At 65.2% G+C, this 20,995-nt stretch carries 19 protein-coding genes and 1 tRNA gene; 11 read left to right on the top strand and 9 right to left on the bottom strand.

Features of this window, described 5'->3' with window-relative positions:
* The first annotated feature begins 38 nt into the window (after positions 1-38).
* From Q6D67_RS04290 to frdD, 5 genes are read left to right on the top strand one after another with little or no spacing between them, the layout of a single operon-like run.
* On the top strand, positions 39-2,468 hold the full coding sequence (locus tag Q6D67_RS04290) for a phosphoketolase (RefSeq protein WP_304704347.1): 2,430 nt from the start codon (positions 39-41) through the stop codon (positions 2,466-2,468).
* Positions 2,446-4,239 (top strand): fumarate reductase (quinol) flavoprotein subunit, encoded by a 1,794-nt coding sequence (gene frdA, locus Q6D67_RS04285; protein WP_304704346.1) that lies wholly within the window; start codon positions 2,446-2,448, stop codon positions 4,237-4,239. Before Q6D67_RS04290 ends, frdA begins: the two co-directional genes overlap by 23 nt.
* Positions 4,236-4,991, top strand: coding sequence for a succinate dehydrogenase/fumarate reductase iron-sulfur subunit (locus Q6D67_RS04280; protein WP_304704345.1), 756 nt, complete (start codon positions 4,236-4,238; stop codon positions 4,989-4,991). Before frdA ends, Q6D67_RS04280 begins: the two co-directional genes overlap by 4 nt.
* Positions 4,984-5,391: a hypothetical protein gene (locus Q6D67_RS04275; protein WP_304704344.1), complete on the top strand. Its 408-nt coding sequence runs from the start codon at positions 4,984-4,986 to the stop codon at positions 5,389-5,391. The genes Q6D67_RS04280 and Q6D67_RS04275 overlap by 8 nt, the downstream gene beginning before the upstream one ends.
* Before the next feature lie 2 nt (positions 5,392-5,393).
* Positions 5,394-5,741 (top strand): fumarate reductase subunit FrdD, encoded by a 348-nt coding sequence (gene frdD / locus Q6D67_RS04270; RefSeq protein WP_304704343.1) that lies wholly within the window; start codon positions 5,394-5,396, stop codon positions 5,739-5,741.
* Positions 5,742-5,748: 7 nt separating this feature from the next.
* On the opposite strand, the gene Q6D67_RS04265 is transcribed toward frdD, so the two are convergent.
* The 7 genes from Q6D67_RS04265 to Q6D67_RS04235 all read right to left on the bottom strand — a co-directional run bounded on the left by Q6D67_RS04265 (position 5,749) and on the right by Q6D67_RS04235 (position 11,898).
* Positions 5,749-6,792 carry an MBL fold metallo-hydrolase gene (locus Q6D67_RS04265; protein WP_304704342.1) on the bottom strand — a complete coding sequence of 348 codons (1,044 nt, stop codon included), beginning with the start codon at positions 6,790-6,792 and terminating at the stop codon, positions 5,749-5,751.
* A 13-nt stretch (positions 6,793-6,805) separates the two neighbouring features.
* Positions 6,806-8,200: a sensor domain-containing diguanylate cyclase gene (locus Q6D67_RS04260; protein WP_304704341.1), complete on the bottom strand. Its 1,395-nt coding sequence runs from the start codon at positions 8,198-8,200 to the stop codon at positions 6,806-6,808.
* Positions 8,197-8,970, bottom strand: coding sequence for an imidazole glycerol phosphate synthase subunit HisF (hisF, locus tag Q6D67_RS04255; RefSeq protein ID WP_304704340.1), 774 nt, complete (start codon positions 8,968-8,970; stop codon positions 8,197-8,199). The genes Q6D67_RS04260 and hisF overlap by 4 nt, the downstream gene beginning before the upstream one ends.
* Before the next feature lie 3 nt (positions 8,971-8,973).
* Positions 8,974-9,708, bottom strand: coding sequence for a 1-(5-phosphoribosyl)-5-[(5-phosphoribosylamino)methylideneamino]imidazole-4-carboxamide isomerase (gene hisA, locus Q6D67_RS04250; RefSeq protein WP_304704339.1), 735 nt, complete (start codon positions 9,706-9,708; stop codon positions 8,974-8,976).
* On the bottom strand, positions 9,702-10,352 hold the full coding sequence (gene hisH, locus Q6D67_RS04245) for an imidazole glycerol phosphate synthase subunit HisH (protein ID WP_304704338.1): 651 nt from the start codon (positions 10,350-10,352) through the stop codon (positions 9,702-9,704). The genes hisA and hisH overlap by 7 nt, the downstream gene beginning before the upstream one ends.
* Before the next feature lie 4 nt (positions 10,353-10,356).
* On the bottom strand, positions 10,357-10,950 hold the full coding sequence (gene hisB / locus Q6D67_RS04240; protein WP_304704337.1) for an imidazoleglycerol-phosphate dehydratase HisB: 594 nt from the start codon (positions 10,948-10,950) through the stop codon (positions 10,357-10,359).
* 114 nt (positions 10,951-11,064) lie between these two features.
* Positions 11,065-11,898, bottom strand: a complete 834-nt coding sequence (locus Q6D67_RS04235) for a sterol desaturase family protein (protein ID WP_304704336.1) — start codon at positions 11,896-11,898, stop codon at positions 11,065-11,067.
* A 162-nt stretch (positions 11,899-12,060) separates the two neighbouring features.
* On the opposite strand from Q6D67_RS04235, the gene arsS reads away from it, so the two are divergent.
* From arsS to Q6D67_RS04220, 3 genes are read left to right on the top strand one after another with little or no spacing between them, the layout of a single operon-like run.
* The gene (arsS, locus tag Q6D67_RS04230; RefSeq protein WP_304704335.1) at positions 12,061-13,026 is read left to right on the top strand and encodes an arsenosugar biosynthesis radical SAM (seleno)protein ArsS; all 966 of its coding nucleotides are present in this window, start codon (positions 12,061-12,063) and stop codon (positions 13,024-13,026) included.
* Positions 13,023-15,185 (top strand): FAD-dependent oxidoreductase, encoded by a 2,163-nt coding sequence (locus tag Q6D67_RS04225; protein WP_304704334.1) that lies wholly within the window; start codon positions 13,023-13,025, stop codon positions 15,183-15,185. The genes arsS and Q6D67_RS04225 overlap by 4 nt, the downstream gene beginning before the upstream one ends.
* Positions 15,182-15,988 carry a DUF547 domain-containing protein gene (locus Q6D67_RS04220; RefSeq protein ID WP_304704333.1) on the top strand — a complete coding sequence of 269 codons (807 nt, stop codon included), beginning with the start codon at positions 15,182-15,184 and terminating at the stop codon, positions 15,986-15,988. The genes Q6D67_RS04225 and Q6D67_RS04220 overlap by 4 nt, the downstream gene beginning before the upstream one ends.
* 86 nt (positions 15,989-16,074) lie before the next feature.
* Here Q6D67_RS04220 and Q6D67_RS04215 read toward each other — a convergent pair whose 3' ends face one another.
* Both Q6D67_RS04215 and Q6D67_RS04210 read right to left on the bottom strand, forming a co-directional pair.
* The gene (locus Q6D67_RS04215; RefSeq protein WP_304704332.1) at positions 16,075-17,586 is read right to left on the bottom strand and encodes an HNH endonuclease signature motif containing protein; all 1,512 of its coding nucleotides are present in this window, start codon (positions 17,584-17,586) and stop codon (positions 16,075-16,077) included.
* 124 nt (positions 17,587-17,710) lie between these two features.
* Positions 17,711-18,574, bottom strand: coding sequence for an alpha/beta hydrolase (locus tag Q6D67_RS04210; RefSeq protein ID WP_304704331.1), 864 nt, complete (start codon positions 18,572-18,574; stop codon positions 17,711-17,713).
* Positions 18,575-18,745: 171 nt separating this feature from the next.
* Here Q6D67_RS04210 and mutY point away from each other — a divergent pair, with 171 nt between their 5' ends.
* From mutY to Q6D67_RS04195, 3 genes are all read left to right on the top strand, one after another.
* Positions 18,746-19,792, top strand: coding sequence for an A/G-specific adenine glycosylase (mutY, locus tag Q6D67_RS04205; RefSeq protein WP_304704330.1), 1,047 nt, complete (start codon positions 18,746-18,748; stop codon positions 19,790-19,792).
* A gap of 14 nt (positions 19,793-19,806) precedes the next feature.
* A complete protein-coding gene (locus tag Q6D67_RS04200; protein WP_304704329.1) occupies positions 19,807-20,079 on the top strand; it encodes an oxidative damage protection protein in 273 nt (90 codons plus the stop codon).
* A gap of 75 nt (positions 20,080-20,154) precedes the next feature.
* Positions 20,155-20,230, top strand: a tRNA-Phe gene (locus Q6D67_RS04195).
* Positions 20,231-20,995 lie beyond the last annotated feature (765 nt).

Genomic DNA, 20,995 nt, shown 5'->3' with positions numbered 1-20,995 from the left:
GCCGCATTCCGGAGCACTCCCGGAAAGGATCAGCACCAATGACCACAAAAACACCAAGTAGCGAAAAGCCCCTGACAGCCGACGAATTGCAGTCCATCGACGCCTACTGGCGCGCCTGCAACTACCTCGCCGCCGGCATGATCTACTTGCGCGAGAATCCGCTCCTGCGCCAGCCCCTGGAAAGCAGCCACATCAAGCAGCGCCTGCTGGGCCACTGGGGCGCCAGCCCGGGGCTGGCGTTCATGTATGTGCACAGTAACCGGCTTATCCTCAGGCACGACCTCGACGCCATCTTCATTGCCGGGCCCGGCCACGGTGCTCCCGGCGTGCTGGCGCCGGTGTATCTGGAGGGCAGCTACTCCGCGGTGTATCCGGACATGAGCGAGGACGAGGAGGGCATGGAGCTGCTGTTCCGGCAGTTCTCCTTCCCCGGCGGTTTCGGCAGCCACTGCACGCCGGAGCTGCCCGGCTCGATTCACGAAGGGGGGGAACTCGGCTACAGCCTGTCGCACGCATTTGGTGCCGCTTTCGACAATCCCGACCTGGTCGTGGTTACCGCGGTCGGTGACGGCGAGGCTGAAACCGGGCCGCTGGCGACTGCCTGGCACTCCAACAAGTTCCTCAACCCGATCCGCGACGGGGCCGTCCTGCCGATCCTTCACCTCAACGGCTACAAGATCAACAACCCCACCCTGCTGGCCCGGATCCCACGGCAGGAGCTTGAACAGCTGTTCCTGGGCTATGGCTGGACACCCATCTTCGTCGAGGGCGACGAGCCGCAGCTGATGCACCAGCAGATGGCCGCGGCCATGGATCGCAGCATCGCCATGATCCAGGATTTCCAGCAGCAAGCCCGCGCCAGCGGCACTGCCAGCCGTCCGCCCTGGCCGATGATCGTGTTGCGTTCTCCCAAGGGCTGGACCGGCCCGCGGGAAGTCGACGGCCACAAGGTAGAAGGCAGCTGGCGGGCGCACCAGGTGCCGCTGGCTGACGTCCACGACAATCCCGACAAGCTGCAGCAGCTCGAAGAGTGGCTGCGCAGCTACCGCCCGGAAGAGCTGTTCGATGAGCGCGGCACCCTGCGGCCGGAACTACGGGCGCTGGCGCCAGCCGGGACGCGGCGCATGGGCTCCAACCCCCACGCCAACGGCGGCCTGCTGCGGCGGGACCTGCGCCTGCCTGACTTCCGCGACTACGCCATCCAAGTGGCCAGCCACGGCGCCCGGCGGGCCATGAACACCCGGCCCCTGGGCGCCCTGCTGCGCGACACCATGGCCCGGAACGCAAGCAATTTCCGGGTGTTTGGTCCCGACGAGACCACCTCCAACAAGCTCGATGCCATCTACGAGGTGAGCCCCAAGCTGTGGCTGGCGGAGCGGCTGCCGGAGGATGATGACGGGGGCCAGCTGGGCCCGGATGGCCGGGTGCTGGAAATGCTCTCCGAGCACACCCTGGAGGGCTGGTTCGAGGGCTATGTGCTGACCGGGCGCCACGGCTTCTTCGCCACCTATGAAGCCTTCGCCCATGTCATTGATTCCATGTACAACCAGCACGCCAAGTGGCTGGCCATCTGCGAGGACCTGCCCTGGCGGGCGCCAATCGCCTCCATCAACCTGCTGATCACCTCCACCGTCTGGCGCCAGGACCACAATGGCTTCACCCACCAGGACCCGGGATTTATCGACATCGTGGTCAACAAGAGCCCGCAGATCACCCGCGTCTACCTGCCCCCGGATGCCAACTGCCTGCTGTCCACGGCGGACCACTGCCTGCGCAGCCACAACGACATCAATGTGATCGTTTGCGACAAGCAGAATCACCTGCAGTATCTGGATATGGAGTCCGCCATTCGCCACTGCACCAAGGGCATCGGCATCTGGGACTGGGCCAGCACCGACCAGGGCGGCGAGCCCGATCTGGTGATGGCGGGCTGCGGCGACATTGCCACCCAGGAGGCCCTGGCCGCCACCGCCCTGCTGCTGGAGCATTTCCCGGAGCTGAAAATCCGCTTCGTCAATGTGGTAGACCTGTTCCGCATGACCCCGGAGGAGGAGCATCCCCACGGTCTCAGCCAGCGCGACTTCGACAGCCTGTTCACGCTGGACAAGCCGATCATTTTCAACTTCCACGGCTACCCCTGGCTGATCCACCGCCTGGCCTACCGGCGCAACAACCACCGCAACCTGCACGTGCGCGGTTACAAGGAAAAGGGCAGCATCAATACCCCGCTGGAGCTGGCCATCGAAAACAATGTGGACCGCTTTAGCCTGGCCATCGACGCCATTGACCGGGTACCGAAGCTGCAGGTTATAGGCGCACATGCCAAGGAACAGCTGCGCAACCTGCAGATCGACTGCCGTCACTACGCCCACGAACATGGCGTGGACATGCCCGAAATCAGCAACTGGAGCTGGCCGGGAAAGTCTGGCCGGGGAGACCGTCCCGGTGAATACAAGAGTGAACCCTGACATGGACGTGCGCCAGGCCGATATCGTGATCGTGGGCGGCGGCGGCGCGGGTTTGCGGGCCGCCATTGCCGCGGCCGAGGCGAACCCGCAACTGGACATCCTGCTGCTGTCCAAGGTGTATCCCATGCGCAGCCACACGGTGGCGGCGGAGGGTGGCTGCGCCGGCGTGATCCAGCCCCATGACAGCCTCGATGCGCACTTCGATGACACGGTCTCCGGCGGCGACTGGCTCTGTGACCAGGACGTGGTGGACTATTTCGTGCGCCACGCCACCGAGGAAAACCTGCGCCTGGAGCACTGGGGCTGCCCCTGGAGCCGCAAGCCCGACGGCAGCATCAATGTGCGCGCCTTCGGCGGCATGAAGATCGAGCGCACCTGGTTTGCCGCCGACAAGAGCGGCTTCCACATCCTCCACACCCTGTTCCAGACCTCGCTAAAATACCCGTCGATCCGCCGCTGCGATGAGTACTTCTGCACCGACCTGCTGCTGGAGGGCGGGGCCTGCGCCGGCATCCAGGCCATCGACATGCGCACTGGCAGCCACACCCTGATCGCAGCCTCCGCGGTCATCCTGGCCACCGGCGGCGCCGCCCGGGTCTACCGCTACAACACCAACGGCGGCATCGTTACCGGCGACGGCATGGCCCTGGCCTATCGGCAGGGGGTACCGCTGCGGGACATGGAATTTGTGCAGTACCATCCCACCGGCCTGCCCGGCTCCGGCATCCTGATCACCGAAGCCGCCCGCGGCGAGGGCGGGGTACTGACCAACCGCGACGGCTACCGCTATCTACAGGACTACGGTCTGGGCCCGGAGACGCCGCTGGGAGAACCCAAAAACAAGCACATGGAACTGGGTCCGCGGGACCGCCTCAGCCAGGCTTTCTGGCACGAGGCGCAGGCGGGCCGGGCGCTGGCCACCAGCCGCGGCGAGGCGGTGAACCTGGACCTGCGCCACCTGGGCGAGGCGCGGATCAATGAACGCCTGCCATTTATCCGCGACCTGGCGCGCACCTATGTCAATGTCGATGCGGTCCACGAACCGATCCCGGTGCGGCCCACCGCCCATTACACCATGGGCGGGATCCAGACCGACCGCTACACCGCCACCGCCCTGTCGGGGCTGTTCGCCGCCGGCGAATGTGCCAGCGTCGGGCTGCACGGCGCCAACCGGCTGGGCTCCAATTCCCTGGCGGAGCTGAGCGTGTTTGGCCGGGTGGCGGGAGAACAGGCGGCCGCGCGTGCGAGCCAGGGCCCCTCAGTGGATCCGCAACGCCTGCTGGCCCGGGCGCAGGACAATGCCGCGGTCTGGGAGGCCCTGCGCGAGTCCACGGGCAATGAGCGCCTGGCCACAATCCGTGACGAAATGGCCCGGGCCATGGAAGACGGCGCCGGGATTTTCCGCCTGCCGGGGCAGATGCGGCAGACCTGCACCAAGGTTGCCGAACTCAAGGACCGCTATAGCGACCTGGGCCTGGTGGACCGCAGCCGCGCCTTCAACACCGAGTGGCTGAACGCAATTGAGCTGGGCTATCTGCTGGATGTGGCGGAGGCTATGGCCCATGCGGCACTGGCCCGCCAGGAATCCCGCGGCAGCCACCAGCGCCCCGAGGATTTCCCGCAACGGGATGATGCGCAGTTCCTCAAGCACAGCCTGGTGTACCGCGCGGCCGATGCGCCGCGACTGGACTGGCAGGATGTGGTGATCACCCGCTCACAGCCGGCGGAGCGCCACTACGGCGCCGCCGGCCAGCAGGAGAACAAATCGTGACCGAGACCGTGACCGTGCGGGTGCAGCGCTACCGGCCCGAAGAGGATACGGCACCCTGGGAGCAGAGCTTCGAAGTGCCCTACAGCGAAGACCTCTCCATCCTCGACGCGCTGAACCAGATCAAGGACCAGCAGGACCCGACCCTCAGCCACCGCTGGTCCTGCCGCATGGCAATATGCGGCAGCTGCGGGGTGATGGTGAACAACGAGCCGAAGCTGTCCTGCAAGACCTTCCTGCGGGATTACCGGGAGCAGGCCGCGGTGACCGTGCGGGCGCTGGACAATTTTCCCATCGAACGCGACCTGGTGTCCGATATCAGCGGTTTTATCGACCACCTGGAGACGGTGCAGCCCTGGCTGATCCGCAGCGAGGAACAGCCTGTCAGCGCCGGCGCCTATCCTCAGACCCCGGAGCAGATGCAGCGCTACGCCGCTTTCAGCCAGTGCATCAACTGCGGCCTGTGCTACGCCGCCTGCCCCCAGTTCGGCCGCGATCCGGCCTTCCTCGGCCCGGGGGCGCTGGCCCTGGCCCAGCGCTACAATCTGGATTCCCGGGACGAGGGCGCAGCACAGCGAATGCAGTGGCTGAACGCCGGGGAGGGCGTGTGGAGCTGCACCTTTGTCGGCTACTGTTCGGAAGTGTGCCCCAAGGATGTCGACCCGGCCGCGGCCATCAATCGGGGCAAGGTGGCCTCGGACATCAACTACGCGGTGAACCTGCTCAATATCCTGCGAGGCAAGGACGATGCATAAACCCTACATTCAGCGCCAGCGCGCCGACTGGTGGCTGCGCAACCCCGCCTACCGGCGCTACATGCTGCGCGAGGCCACGGCCCTGCCCCTGTTCCTGTATACCCTGCTGCTGATGAGCGGCCTGTTCCAGTTCACCCGCGGCGAGGCGGCGTTTCTGCAGTGGCTGGAAATGCTGCGCAGTCCCTGGCTGCTGGCCCTGCACGGGCTGGCGCTGGCGGCGGCGCTGTTCCACGCGGTCACCTGGATCGCCCTGGTGCCGAAAATCCTGGTGATCGACACGGACCGGCTGCGGGTCAGCCCGGCGGCGGTGAAACTCGCCCACCAGGTGGGCGCCGTGGTCTGCAACGCCGGCTTGCTGCTGCTGGCAGTGCTGTTACTGCGCGCGGCGGCAGGCAATTGAGCATGCGCCGCTCTCACGAACCGGTCGCCTGGTCCCTGTTCGGCGCCGGTGGCATGCTGCTGGCGTTTATCGGTCCGGGGCTGGTGCTGACCACCGCCCTGCTGCCCTGGCTGGCGGCGGACGATCCGCAGGCGACCCATGCCGCCATCGGCGCGCTGCTCGCGCACCCGCTGGGAAAACTGCTGGTATTGGCCTGCGTGGCGCTGCCCCTGTTCCACACCCTGCACCGGATCTATCACGGCCTGCACGACCTGCACCTGCCGGCACCACGGCTGCCCCTGCAGCTGCTCTGCTACGGCGGCGCGACGCTGCTGAGTGCCGTGACCGGCTGGTGGCTACTGCAGGTCTGACGGCTGGTCAGGGATGGGTCAGCTGGCGCAGGCCCCGGCTGAGGCTGGCCACCTGCTCGTAACCCGCATCCTTGAGGATAGTTACCGCCAGCGCCGAGCGGCGACCCGAACGGCACAGCGCTACCACTGGCTTGTCCCGGGGGATCTCGTCCACCCGGGCCTGCAGTTGATCCAGGGGGATGTGGATATCCACCAGGCGCCCGCTGAAGGGACAGTCCCTCACTTCCTCGCCCAGGCGTACATCCAGGACCGTCACCTCTTCCAGGTGCTGCTCCAGCCACTCCGCGTCAATCTCCGGCACCCCGGCGTAGGTCAGGCGGATATCCGCCCAGTCCGGCCGCGGCGGCAGCCGGCCGTCCTCGGGACATCCGCTGCGCAGGTTGGCCGGTACCGCCTCGTCGATTTTCTTGGGATGGGGCAGCTTCATCGCGTTCATGTACTCGACGAAGTCGGTTTCATTGGCACCGCCGCCGACCCGGGCATTGAAAGCCTTTTCTTCGCCAATGGAGCTGACTGTCCTGCCGTTGTAGTCGTGGGCGGGGTACACCAGACAGTCATCCGGCAGGCTGAACAGCCGTGTGGTGATGGACTCGTACAGCTTGCGGGCGCTGCCCTGCTGAAAATCGCTGCGGCCGCAGCCCCGGATCAGCAGGGTGTCGCCGGTAAAGACCATGGACTGGTCGGCGAGCACATAGCTCATGCAGCCGTCGGTGTGGCCCGGTGTGGCCATCGCCCTGAGGCTCACGCCCGCGACGCCAAATTCCTGGCCGTCATCCAGCGGCAGATCCACGTGCACCGCGTTGATGAGCCGGGCCGAGGCAATGCGGCAGCCGGTTTCCTGCTGCAGCAGCCACGCGGCGGTGATGTGATCGGCGTGGGCGTGGGTGTCGACCACCAGGGCAAGCGTCAGGCCCAGCTCCTCCAGCAGCGCCAGATCGCGGCTGGCCTGGCCGAATACCGGGTCGATGAGCAGCGCCTCGCGCTGTTGTCCGTCCGCGAGTAAATAGGTGTAAGTTGATGAGCTGCTGTCAAAAAGCTGGCGAAAAATCATGTTGGCTCCTCCCTCAGTTGCCTGCACCACCCTGACCGGCAGCCCGCTGCGCCGCGGCATCTTCCTTGGCTGCATACATACGCTTGTCCGCGTGCCGCAACAGAGCCGCCGGAGTGGTCCCATCCAGGGGATACAGGGCCATCCCGATACTGATAGGCGATGGTACTGAATTCTGGTCCACCTCGAAGGGAAGGGCAAACGCGTTCTGGATCTTGTGCACCAGGGCCTGTGCCTGATCGGTGACTGCCAGCCCTTCGAGAACGATAATGAACTCGTCCCCTCCCAGCCGCGCCACGGTGTCGGAAGCGCGCACATTCGCCAGCAGACGCTGCGCGGTAAGCTGCAACAGCCAGTCGCCGGCAGCGTGGCCCAGCGTGTCGTTGACGCGCTTGAAGTCATCCATGTCGACAAACAGCAGCGCCAACATGCTGGACTCGCGCTCGGCGACGCTGATCGCCTTTTGCAGGCGATCATCTAGCAGCACCCGATTGGGCAAGCCGGTCAGGGCATCGTACTGGGCCCGTTGCTGCAGCTGCGCCAGCATGCGCTGCTGGCTGATGGCGACAGCCACCTGGTCCGCCACGAACTCCAGCAGCTGCTGGTCCTCTTCGTTGAAGTGGACACCCGGGGAATAGCTCTTGACCACCAGTGCACCGATAACGTCCTGCTCGCTGGCCAGCGGCGTGCCCAACCAGTAGCGCGGCTGCCTGCCACTGGCGCCCGCACCCCCGGGCGCCAGCGCCTCAGGCCCCAGAAACAGCGTCCGCTGCTCGCTGCGCACCCGCTCGCAGAACGACTCCACCTCCTCTGGCGGAGCAACCCCCGGGCCGCCTTCATCCCGAGAATAGGGAACATTCCAGCGCCCATCGCGGTCGTCCCGCAGGACCACATAGAAGCCCTCGCAGGGCACCAGGGTGACGACGATGTCGCGGATCTGGTCCAGCAGGGTGCCCAGGTCATGCGCCCGATGGGTCGCCTGGGAGATGCGGAACAGAGCGGACTGCACCAGCTCGGCCTGCTTGCGCCGGGTAATGTCGCGGGCGACGCCAATCCGCACCTGGCCCTGCTCGGACCAGCGTGCGCTCCACATGATGTGGACCACTTCGCCATCCTTGCGCAGGTAGCGATTCTCGAACTGGGTGCTGTCGGTGCCGGCCATTATCTGGTTGGCAGAATTCAGGGTACGTTCCCGGTCCTCAGGGTGCACCAGATCCCGCACGTTCTTGCCCATCATCTCTTCCTGGGTGAACCCGAACACCTGCTCGCATGCCACGGAAACGTACTGAAAGTGGCCATCGGCATCGACTACACAGACGACATCCAGCAGCAGATCCAGAAACTGCGTGAGCGTCAGATCGGAGAGATGGTCGACCACTGGCGGTACCTCCCTTCGCGTCAAGCGCTTCACACTCGCACCTCAATGCCCTGCGCCGCCAGGTAAGCCTTGGCCTGGGGTACCGTGAACTCCCCGAAATGAAAGATGCTCGCCGCCAGTACCGCGTCGGCACCGCCGAGGAGGATACCGTCCGCCAGGTGCTGCAGGTTACCGACGCCGCCGGAGGCAATCACCGGGATATCCACCGCATCGGTGATGGCGCGGGTGACGCCAAGCTCGAAGCCGTTTCTGGTGCCATCGCGGTCCATGCTGGTGAGGAGGATTTCCCCCGCGCCCAATTGGGCCATTTTCACCGCCCAGGCCACCGCGTCAATACCGGTGGGCTTGCGCCCGCCGTGGGTGAATATCTCCCAGCGCGGCTGGCCATCCACATCGGCCACGCGCTTGGCGTCGATGGCGACCACGATGCACTGGGCGCCGAAGCGCTCGGAGGCCTCGCGTACCAGCTCCGGGTTGTGAATGGCGGCGGTATTGATGCTGACCTTGTCGGCACCGGCGTTGAGCATGGCGCGGATATCCTGCAGGGAGCGGATACCGCCGCCCACGGTGAGCGGGATAAAGACCTGCTCGGCGATCTGCTCGACGGTGTGAACGGTGGTGTCGCGGTCTTCGTGGCTGGCGGTGATATCGAGGAAGGTGATCTCGTCGGCGCCCTGTTCATTGTAGCGACGGGCAATCTCCACCGGGTCGCCGGCGTCGCGGATGCCGACAAAATTGACGCCCTTGACCACCCTGCCGTTGTCCACATCCAGACAGGGAATAATGCGCTTGGCGAGGCCCATGCCTCAGGCGCCCTGGTCGCAGAGGCGCTGGGCCTCGGCCACATCCAGGGTGCCTTCGTAGATGGCGCGGCCGGTGATAGCGCCGCAGATACCGGCGTCGGCCACGGCATTAAGGGCGCGGATATCATCGAGGTTGGTGATGCCGCCGGAGGCGATAACCGGAATGCTGGAAGCGCGGGCCATGGCCACCGTGGCCTCCACGTTCACCCCCTGCATCATGCCGTCGCGGGCGATATCGGTGTAGACGATGGCGGAGACACCGTCGGCCTCAAAGCGTTTGGCCAGGTCCGTGGCCAGCAAGGTGGACACTTCCGCCCAGCCGTCGGTGGCCACCAGGCCGTCCTTTGCGTCCAGGCCGACGATCACCTTGCCCGGAAAGGCTTTGCATGCCTCCGCCACAAACGCGGGTTCCTTCACCGCCTGGGTGCCGATAATCACGTAGCTGACCCCGGCGCGAACATAGTGCTCGACGGTTTCCAGATTGCGGATACCGCCGCCGATCTGCACCGGCAGGCCCGGCCAGGCCGCCGCAATCGCAGTGACCACCTCGCCGTTTACCGGCTCACCGGCGAAGGCCCCGTTCAGGTCCACCAGGTGCAGGCGCCGACAGCCGGCGTCCACCCAGCGTTTGGCCACGGCCACCGGATCGTCGGAGAACACGGTGCTGTCCTCCATGAGGCCCTGGCGCAAGCGTACACACTGGCCGTCCTTGAGGTCGATGGCGGGAATTATCAGCATGCGGGGTTCCAGTGGAGAAAGTTGCGCAGCAGCTGCAGCCCGGCGGTATGACTTTTTTCCGGGTGAAACTGGGTAGCGAAAAGGTTGTCGCGAGCCAGCGCCGCATCGGCACTGACGCCGTAGTCCACCGTGCCGGTGACCAGGGCCCGATCCTCGACAGTAGCATAGTAGCTGTGCACAAAATAGAATCGGGTGCCGTCGGCAATGCCATTCCAGAGTGGGTGGTCACTTACTTTGTGAACCCTGTTCCAGCCCATGTGTGGCACCTTGAGCCGGGAGCCATCGGCGTCGAGCAGGGGGTGGCCGAAGTGGCGCACCGTACCCGGGATGATGCCCAGGCAGGGCACGCCGCCGTTCTCCTCGGAGCTGTCCAGCAGGGCCTGCATGCCGACACAGATCGCCAGCACCGGCTTGCGCTGCTCGGTCAGGGCCAGCTGCAGCAGTTCGTCGCAGTGCAGGCGGCGAATCTCGGCCATGCAGTCGCGGATGGCGCCCACGCCGGGAAACACCACCCGGTCGGCGGCACGGATCTGCGCGGCATCGTGGGTGACCACCACCTTGTCGGCACCGACGTGGGCCAGAGCGCTGGCCACCGAGTGCAGGTTGCCCATGCCATAGTCGATAACTGCAACGGTGCCGCTCACGGCCTTACAGCACACCCTTGGTGGAGGGGGTGATACCCGCCATGGCAGGGTCCGCGGCCAGGGCCATGCGCAGGGCACGGCCGAAGGCCTTGAACACGGTCTCGATCTGGTGGTGGCTGTTGTCGCCACGCAGGTTGTCGATATGCAGGCTGACCTGGGCGTGGTTGACGAAGCCCTGGAAGAATTCCTGGAACAGGTCCACGTCGAAGCCGCCGACCTGGGCGCGGGTGAAGGGGATGTGGTAGACCAGCCCGGGGCGGCCGGAGAAATCCACCACCACCCGGGACAGGGCCTCGTCCAGCGGCACGTAGCTGTGGCCGTAACGGACGATACCCTTCTTGTCGCCCACGGCTTTGGTAAAGGCCTGGCCCAGGGTAATGCCGATGTCCTCCACCGTGTGGTGGTCGTCGATGTGCAGGTCGCCCTTGGCGACGATATCCAGATCCATCATGCCGTGGCGGGCAATCTGGTCCAGCATGTGTTCCAGGAAGGGAATGCCGGTGTCGAATTGCGCCTGCCCGGAACCGTCCAGGTTCACCGTGGCGGTGATCCGGGTTTCCAGGGTATTGCGGGTAACGCTGGCCTTGCGCTCGGACATGCTGTGCTCCAGAACCTGCACTGGCGAATGGGAACCGGGGCCGGGCCCGGAAAAGCGCGCCATTATAGAAGAAAGCGGACGGGAATTCACCGCCGGAAACCCGGCATTACTGGCCTACTGGCTCTGCTCCTGGCCGCCGGCAGTGGGCACCGACAGGGGCTGGGTCAACAGGTGATCGAAGCGGGAGTCGCGCGGCTGGCGCAAGTATTCAAGGCCCAGCTCCATGGTCTCGTGCTCGCTGTAGGGCCGGTGGCGGGCGGTGCCGAAAATATAGTCAAACCAGGGTACCAGCGAGCCGTAGTTGCTGTTGGTGTAGCGGCGGTCGGAACTGTGGTGCACCCGGTGGAAGTCTGGCGTCAGCAGCAGCCAGCGCAGGCGGCGCTCCAGGCCTTCGGGGACCCGCGCGTTGCTGTGGCTGAGCACATTCGCCAGCACCGCGAACAGGCGGTAGGCGGCGACCGCTTCCAGGGACACGCCGAGCAGGAATACCAGCGGCGCGGCGATGGGCAGCATAAGCAGCGGCTCCAGGGGGTGGTGCCGATAGCTGGTGGACACGTCGACCGCGGTGTCCGAGTGATGCACCGCATGAATACGCCACAGCGCGGGGATGCGGTGAAAGGCCACGTGCAGCCAGTAGGACAGCAACTGGGTCGAGGCCAGCAAAATCAGGAATTCCGCCACCGGGCCCCAACCCAGCACCGGCATAAGCCCGATTTCACGCTGGTCGGTCCAGTCCGCCACCCACAGCACCAGCAGGGTGTTGGCTACCGCGGTGAGGTACCAGCTCACCAGGCCGATGGAAAAGTTGTTACCCCAGCGCCAGGCCACGCCCGCGGTCTCCGTGCGCCGGGGGGCAAACATCTCCCACAGCATGCAGACTCCAAACACCGCAAAGGTGAAGGTGTAGACCGCGGTGGCGGATGAACTGACGACGATGTCGGATTCCACGGTGACCCTCCGTCTGCAAACCGCTATTCTAGCAAACAGTGGTGAAACTGCGGCAAGCGCCACCCGATCTGGTCCAACAAGTCGCGCCCGACCGTAACATTCCCACAACGTCGGCATCATAGTGCCTCTATCAACACCCCGGGCAGAAAAGGATTCCACCGTATGCACGCTACGCTACCCCTGCTGGAAGCGACCGATTTCCCACGACTCACCCGGGGCGAGCTGCAAACCCTGCAGGTAAACCTGGGCTACCTGTGCAACCAGAGCTGCGTGCACTGCCACGTCAACGCCGGCCCCACCCGCACCGAGATGATGGACGATAAGCACATTGACCTGATCCCGCGGGTGCTCAGGGCCCGCAATATCCAGCTGCTGGACCTGACCGGCGGTGCCCCGGAGATGCACCCCCGCTTCCGCGACCTGGTGGCGGCGGCCAGCGCGCTGGGGGTGAAGGTGATGGACCGCTGCAACCTGACCATCCTGCGGGAGCCGGGCTACGAGACCATGGCCGGGTTCCTGGCGCAGCACCGGGTGGAGATCATCGCCTCCATGCCCTGCTACTCCCCGGCCAATGTCGACCAGCAGCGGGGCGACGGCGTGTTCGACAAGAGTATCGCTGCGCTGCAGGAGCTGAATGCCCTCGGCTATGGCAGGGCCGGCAGCAACCTGACCCTGAACCTGGTCTACAACCCGCTGGGACCCAGCCTGCCACCGGACCAGCAGGCGCTCGAAGCGGACTACAAGCGCGAGCTGTACCAGCACTTCGGGATCGAATTCAACGCCCTGTTCACCCTCGCCAATATGCCGATCAAGCGCTTCGGCAGTACCCTGATCTCCAAGGGCCAGTTCGGCGCCTACATGCAGCTGCTGAAAGACGCCTACCAGCCCCACAACCTGGAGTCGGTCATGTGCCGGTCACTGGTGAGTGTGGACTGGCAGGGTTATCTCTACGACTGCGATTTCAACCAGCAGCTTGACCTGCCGCTGCCGGCGGGCGCGGGCCCCCACCCCCATCTGCGCAGCCTGCTGGACACCGATATCGATGGCCGGGAAATCCGCATTGCGGACCACTGCTACGGCTGCACCGCCGGCCAGGGGAGCAGCTGCGGCGGCGCCCTGAGCTCATGAACAGGAAACTGGTACTGATCATTGCGGTAGGCGCCGCGGTGCTGGGCTTTTTCGCCCTGGGCCTGAACGACTATCTGACCCTGGACCAGCTCAAGGCCAGCCAGGCCCGCTTCGGCGAGCTGCTGGCGCAATACCCGGTGCTGGTGCCGGCAGCTTACTTTGTCATCTATGTCATCGTCACCGCTCTGTCGCTGCCCGGCGCCGCAATCATGACCCTGGCCGGTGGAGCCCTGTTCGGGCTCTGGCAGGGCCTGCTGCTGGTCTCCTTTGCCTCCAGCATCGGCGCCACCCTGGCCTTCCTGGTGGCGCGCTTCCTGCTGCGCGATACCGTGGAGCGGCGCTTTGGCGAGCGCCTAAAGGCCATCGATCGGGGTATCGAGCGCGACGGCGCCTTCTATCTCTTCACCCTGCGCCTGGTGCCGCTTTTCCCCTTTTTCATTATCAACCTGGTGATGGGCCTGACCCGGCTGCGCATCTGGACCTTCTACTGGATCAGCCAGGTCGGCATGCTGGCGGGCACCGCGGTGTACGTCAATGCCGGCACCCAGCTGGCGGCGATCGAGCGGGTCGGGGATATCCTGTCGCTGGAACTGCTGCTGTCCTTCGTGCTGCTGGGCATTTTTCCCTGGATTGCCAGGGCCATCGTCGCGCTGGTGCAGAAGCGGCGGGTGTACAAGCCCTGGCAAAAGCCGAAAAGCTTTGATCGCAACCTGGTGGTGATCGGTGCCGGTGCCGGTGGCCTGGTCTCCGCCTATATTGCCGCGGCGGTGAAGGCGAAAGTCACCCTGGTGGAAGCCCACAAGATGGGCGGTGACTGCCTCAATTATGGCTGCGTGCCCAGCAAGGCCCTGATCAAGAGCGCGAAGGTGGCCCAGCAGATGCGCCACGCCGACCAGTACGGGCTGGAGCCGGCAACGCCGCAGTTCAGCTTCCGCGCGGTGATGGCGCGGGTACACCGGATCATCGCCGAGGTGGAGCCCCACGACAGCGTGGAGCGCTACACCGGCCTCGGCGTGGAAGTCCTGCAGGGCTACGCGAAGATCATCGACCCCTGGACCGTGGACATCGCCCTCAACGACGGTGGCAGCCAGCGCCTGACCACCCGGGCAATTGTCATTGCCGCCGGCGCAGCGCCGCTGATACCGGACCTGCCGGGCCTGGCGGACGTGGGCTACGTCACCAGCGACACCCTGTGGGACGTCTTTGCGGGACTGGACGCTCCACCCCGCCGCCTGGTGGTGCTGGGCGGCGGCCCGATCGGCTGCGAGCTGGCCCAGGCCTTTGCCCGTCTGGGCAGCGAGGTTAGCCAGATCCAGCGCGGTGACCGCATCCTGCACAAGGAGGACCCGGAAGTCTCCGAACTGGCACGGCAGGCACTGGAGCGGGACGGGGTAAAGGTGCTGACCGAGCGTGCGGCGCTGCGCTGCGAGCGCGACGGCGACCGCAAACTGCTGGTGGTGGCCCACGCGGGGGAGGAAAAAACCATAGAGTTCGACCAGCTGCTGGTGTGCGTCGGGCGCAGGGCGCGCCTCACCGGCTATGGCCTGGAGGAGCTGGGCATACCGACTACGAAAACCGTGGCGACCAACGAGTATCTGGAAACCCTGTACCCGAACATCTACGCCGCCGGCGACGTCGCCGGCCCCTACCAGTTCACCCATACCGCCTCCCACATGGCCTGGTACGCGGCAGTGAACGCCCTGTTCGGCCAGTTCAAGCGCTTCAAGGTGGACTACTCGGTGATTCCCTGGACCACCTTTATCGACCCGGAAGTGGCGCGGGTGGGCCTGAGTGAAGAGGAGGCGCGGGAGCGCGGCATCGCCTGTGAGGTGACCCGCTTCGAGCTGGCGGAACTTGACCGGGCCATTGCCGACAGCGCCACCAGCGGCTTCGTCAAGGTACTGACCGTGCCGGGCCGCGACCGCATCCTCGGCGCCACCATCGTCGGCACCCAGGGCGGCGACCTGCTGGCGGAGTTCGTGCTGGCGATGCGCCACGGCCTGGGGCTGAACAAGATTCTCGGCACTATCCACACCTACCCAACGCTGGCGGAGGCCAACAAGTACGTCGCCGGGGAGTGGAAGAGGGCCCACGCTCCCGAGCGCGTGCTGCGCTGGCTGGCGCGCTACCACCAGTGGCGCCGCGGGGGCACGGCGTGAGGCTGAAGGCACTGGCGGCGGTCGCTGCCTTGTTGCTGATGACCCGGCAGGCGCTCGCCTTCGACTACAGCCACCAACAGTTCGCCGGAGTGCTTTCCAGCCATGTGCAATGGCAGGAGGACGGCGGCAACAGCGTTGTGGACTACGCCGCGCTGCAGGCGGCGCCGGAGGAACTGGAGCGCTATCTCGAACAGCTGAGTGCGGTGGAGGCCGCGGAATTCAAGCGCTGGCCGACGAACGAGCAGCTCGCGTTCCTGATCAATGCCTACAACGCCTTCACCCTCAAGCTGATCGTCGACCACTACCCGGTAGACTCCATCCGCGATATCGGCCGCTTCTGGCAGAGCCCCTGGAAACTTCGCTTCTTTACCCTGCTGGGCGAGCAGATGCACCTGGACCAAGTCGAGCACGAGATCATCAGGGAGCCCGGGCGCTACGACGAACCGCGCATTCACTTCGCAGTGAACTGCGCCTCCATCGGCTGCCCGGCCCTGCGCCCGGAGCCCTTTACCGCGGAAGATCTGGAAGCCCAGCTCGAGGACAGCAGCAAACGCTTCCTCAGTGATGCCAGCCGCAACCGCTACCGCGACGGCAGGCTGGAGGTGTCATCCATCTTCAAGTGGTACCGGGAGGACTTCGAGCGCGGCTGGCGCGGAGCGGAAACGCTGGGTGCGTTCCTCGCCCTGTACACCGACGCGCTGGGCCTGGACGCCGAGACCCGGGAACAGCTGGCCGGGGGCGCCGTGCAGATCCGCTTCCTCAACTACGACTGGAACCTCAACCGTCTGAAGGCCCAACCGTGAACAATGCCACCCACATCGGCAACGAGATTGCCGACACCCACAGCAGCGTCCAAGACTAGTATGGCACATGGAATCCACTGCTCCTATCAATCTTCTGGCGCCAGGATCTCCGCGGAGGTGCTATTGAGACGAATATCAAAGCACCCGCGGTGCAACTGCCGGTGGTGGAACCGACACAGCGTCACCAGGTTATCCAGCCGTGTTTCCCCTCCCTCCGCCCAGTGCTGGACATGGTGGGCATCCACATACTCTGATTCCTGGCAGCCGGGGTACTGGCAGACGCCGTCCCGCTCGCGCAGTGCGCGGCGGATACGTTCCGGCACAATGCGCGACTTTCTACCCACGTTCAGCACCTTGCCCGCGTCATCCTCCAGCACGGTGACCAAGGACGCATCGCAACTCAGCCGCCGCGCGGTGGATGGCGACAGCCACGGCTTATCCTCGAAATGCGCCCGCCCATGCGTGCAACACACCCCCGAGCGCTGTTCGCGCAGGGTGTTAATGTCCACGTGCATCACAACCTGGCATCGCTCCGCCCCTTTCAGCCCCTGCAGGCCCTGATAATCTGGCCCCGAGGCCAGAAAGTGTTCCACCATGGCCACCAGCGCATCGGCTCGCACCTGGTTCATGTGCTGCGAAAAAGTTTCCGCAGAGATTTTCTCCTCCGCCCGTGCGTAAGCAAGATGGTCCGGCAGGGCTTCCCCGGCACCGTTTTTTGAGGTCTCTCTCACGCTTGCACCACCGGAGGGGGCCTCTGTGTGCAGTTCCCGGCTTGCACCGCCTTCTGCGCCCACATCTGGCTCTGCCTGCCCCGCCCCGCCTTCCGAGCTCGCGTCTGTCCCTTTGCCCCTGCGCTGCAAAATCTTGCGCGCCACCGCTTGCATGCGCGCCTTCTGCTTTGCCTGCCACTCCTCCTTGCGTTCTTCTTCCAGCGGCCGAGCCACTGCCTGCAGGGCCTTCATGACCAGCTGCCCCTGTTCCGGTGGCAGTCTGGCATGAATAATCCACATGCCATCCTCGTCCTGGAACCAGTGCAGTTCGCGGGCCAGTTCGCGCATTGCTTCGGAGTCCAACTCGGGAGGCGGGGCGCCACTGTTGGCCGCCTCGCCTGATGCCCCGACATCCGCACCCTCTGCAGACTCCCACTCCAGCAACCCCGCCAACCCCGGTTCCGCAACGGGCTCATATCGGCTCACCAGCTTATCCAGGTGCCCCGCGCTGTTCTGCTGTGCCAGGTGCACCATAAAGCCCTCGTTCTCCGGCGTAGCTACGCGGGTGATGGCGCGCACCTTGGAATAGGAGATGCCGCCCTCCGAGAAGGCTTCATTGACCTCCGGCAGTGCCTCTAACTGCCGTGCCACCCGCACTTTCTCCCTTGCGGCGCCCAGCGTGATGCCGCAGTGGGCCACTAGCCAGTGGGCACAGGAGCGCATCGTTCCCTCTTCGCGCCAACCGCCACAGCGGTCAAACTCGGCAATCAACCGCAACAGGCGATCATTCGCTGCATTGATCTGCGCAGAGAGGAGAGTTATCGCCTGACCCAACTGCGCTCCCGTCAGCTGTTGCGGCCAATCTTCCACAATCGCCGGCATGCCCATGACAAAGCCCCCGAAACTGTATGCATATACAGTATATTAGCCAATGCGCTTCGCCACCCCAAGGATCGCGTTTCATCAAATTCAGCCATCCAGCACGGGAGATCAAACAGAATGACGGACTACACTAGCCCGGTCCGCCGAGATGGCGCTGCAGGAAAGCGTCTGCCTCCGGCAGCGCCGTGCCCACCGTGAGAAAGGTCAGAATATGGCCGCGGCCCGCTTGGCGCTCCAACGTGACCGGGACATCCTCGGCGGCAAGAGCGGCGACGAAGTCCTCCGCGTGGTCGATCGTCACCAGAGTGTCGCGGGTGCCATGAAACAGCATGAAAGGCGGTGCCTCCGGGTGCACGCGGGTTACTGGGGAGGCCGCGGCGAAGGTTTCCGGAATCTCGGTGATGCGCCCGCCGAGGAACTGGGGCACCAGCCTGCCGCCGGGGTATTTGCGCAGGTCCATCGGCGCCCCGCCCGCGACCACCGCGGCGGGCCGGGTATCTTCACCGCCCCAGGGCCGGTCGAGCTCGTCGCCGGTACCGGCCACCAGCGCCATCAGGCTTACCAGGTGCGCACCGGCCGAATAGCCGAAGGCGGCGATGCGATCCCGGTCCAGGCTCAGGCGCTCGGCCTCCCGATGCAGCCAGTGCATGGCCTGCTGCAAATCGTGCACCTGGGCGGGGTAGAGCGCCTCCGGGGCGAAACGGTAGCTGACATTCATGACCACATAGCCCAGGCCCACGTAGTAGCTGGCCAGGCGGTCCATATCCTCCCGGCTGCGGCCCTCCCAGCCGCCCCCGTGCACCAGCAACATGCCCGGGAATGGCCCCTCGCCCCGGGGCTGGTAGACATCCGCCCGCAGCGGTTCAGGCCACTCCGCGGGCGTATACACAAGGGTGTTTACCGCTTCGGGCGGCTGCTTCTGTCCCAACACCACGCCGCAGCCGGAGAGGGTCATAGATGCTACCGCGACCACCGCCGCTAAAGCCCTTTTCATATTTGCCTGCCTCTACTACTTTCTGCTTGCCTGCACATTTTACGCACGGCGGATTCATTCGGGCTTTTGTTGCCCGGCTTGCGCAGCCCGTCCTGCGCGGCCCGTCCTGCGCGGCCCGTCCTACACATGCAGCTTCGCCCGCCGCCCCGAGCTGCAGTACACTAGCGCGCCATGGCCCCCACGCAAACATTTTCCCGCCGCCTCCTGCGCTGGTTCGACCAGCACGGGCGCAAGGACCTGCCCTGGCAACGGGACACCAGCCCCTACCGGGTCTGGGTCTCCGAGATCATGCTGCAGCAGACCCAGGTGCGCACCGTAATCCCCTATTACGAGCGCTTTATGACCCGCTTCCCGGACGTCGAGGCCCTGGCCGCGGCGCCCACCGACGAAGTCCTGCACCTGTGGACCGGCCTTGGCTACTACGCCCGCGCCCGCAACCTGCACCGGGCCGCGCAGCAAGTGTGTGAGCAGCACGGCGGCGAATTCCCCGCCAGTGTCGAGGCGCTGGAAACCCTGCCCGGCATCGGCCGCTCCACCGCCGGCGCCATCGCCAGCATCGCCTTCCAGCAGCGGGCACCTATCCTCGACGGCAACGTCAAGCGGGTGCTCGCGCGCCACCAGGGCGTGGCGGGCTGGCCCGGCGAAACTGCGGTGCATCGGGCCCTGTGGCAGCTGGCAGAGCAGTACACGCCAAAAACGCGGGTGGCGGACTACACCCAGGCGATCATGGACCTGGGCGCCACCCTCTGCACCCGCAGCCGCCCGCGCTGCGAGCAGTGCCCGCTGCAGGCGGATTGCAGCGCCAGGGCCGAGGGCCGCCAGGCGGACTTTCCGGGCAAGAAGCCGCGCAAGGTACTGCCCGTGCGGGACACCGTGTTCCTTATTGTGCGCGACGCCGCCGGCGACGTGTTGCTGCAAAAGCGCCCCCCCAGCGGTATCTGGGGCGGCCTGTGGTGCTTCCCGGAACTGGCGGATGCCGCCGACGCCGGCAACTGGTGCCTGGACCGCTTCGGCCGCGAGCCGGCCACTATCTGCGCCGGCACAGCCTTTCGCCACACCTTCAGCCACTATCATCTGGATATCCAGCCGCTGCAGGCGCAGCTTGACGCCACACCCGCCGCCATCATGGCCGCGAGCGACCAGCTCTGGTATAAGATGGCCCAACCCCCACAAATCGGCCTCGCCGCGCCCGTCGCCCGGCTGCTGGCGACCCTCTGAACCGGGAGCAACCAATGACACGCACTGTATTCTGCAAGCGCTACCAGCAGGAACTGGAGGGCCTGATGGCCCCGCCATACCCCGGCCCCAAGGGCCAGGACATCTACGAGAACGTCTCGAAAAAGGCCTGGGAAGAGTGGCAGGCCCAGCAGACCATGCTGATCAACGAGAAACAGCTCAGCCTGATCGACCCCGATACCCGCAAGTACCTGCAGCAGGAAATGGACAAGTTCCTGTCCGGCCAGGAGCACGACAAGGCCGAGGGCTACGTCCCCCCGGAAAAGTAGCCCGCCCCCCCGGCGGCTGCTTGACTCCCGCCGCGACTACGGTTTTAATACGCACCCTTCGCCATCACGGCACACGCCCGGATAGCTCAGTTGGTAGAGCAGGGGATTGAAAATCCCCGTGTCGGCAGTTCGATTCTGTCTCCGGGCACCATTTAAAATCAAAGACTTACGCCACTTTCCCCAGCCTCGAAAAAACCAGAAAAACTCCCATGTAGCCACCATGTAGCCACCAGTACAGGGTTACGGCTGGAACTGCGGAATCTGCCCCCAACTTTCGCCCCCCAGCGGGCCATGCCAGGCTGAAACGTCCGGGCCAGGGAAGCCACCCTAGCGCGCCCCATTTTGCGGAAACAAAAATTGTTCCCCCACTACGGTCCCCCAGCATAGGGGTACAGGTATTTGCCAGGCATACCCCCTATGCCGCCCTCGCGTAAAGATGTTGGAAAAACCCCGGGGTGCCTCGCGCGCGCACGCGTAAAGATGTCAGAAAAGTAATCGGGGGCGACTCGCGCGCGTACTGGTCTTAAAAACCCAACCTGCACGGGCGCAATGTCAGGTTTTATCAGGTTCCCAGCGCCAGCACCTCCACCAGAGAAAAACGATTTAGCGATAAACGGACAGTAACCCGACGGTGTTGTCAGGCTTTGCCCCCGCTTTTACCTGCCCCCCGTACCCGGCGCCAACTATGACAGCGCCAGCCCGGTACGGTGTCATAGTGCAGGATAGGCAAGCGGGGAGAATGGCGTATACGCTGTATCTGTAGGGGTTTCCGGCGGTCGGCTCGATACATGATGATGACCAACCCCCACCCCGGGAAAACTTCGCAAGTAGTCAGACTGTGCGCAGCTTGCCACCCGTGCCGCCAGGACAGCGGATAGTACCTTGACGGGGGGTAGGGGTGCCGGGCTGCCTTTTT

Source organism: Haliea sp. E1-2-M8 (genome assembly GCF_030649675.1).
GTDB lineage: Bacteria > Pseudomonadota > Gammaproteobacteria > Pseudomonadales > Halieaceae > Haliea.
This window is presented reverse-complemented; position numbering and strand designations above follow the sequence as displayed.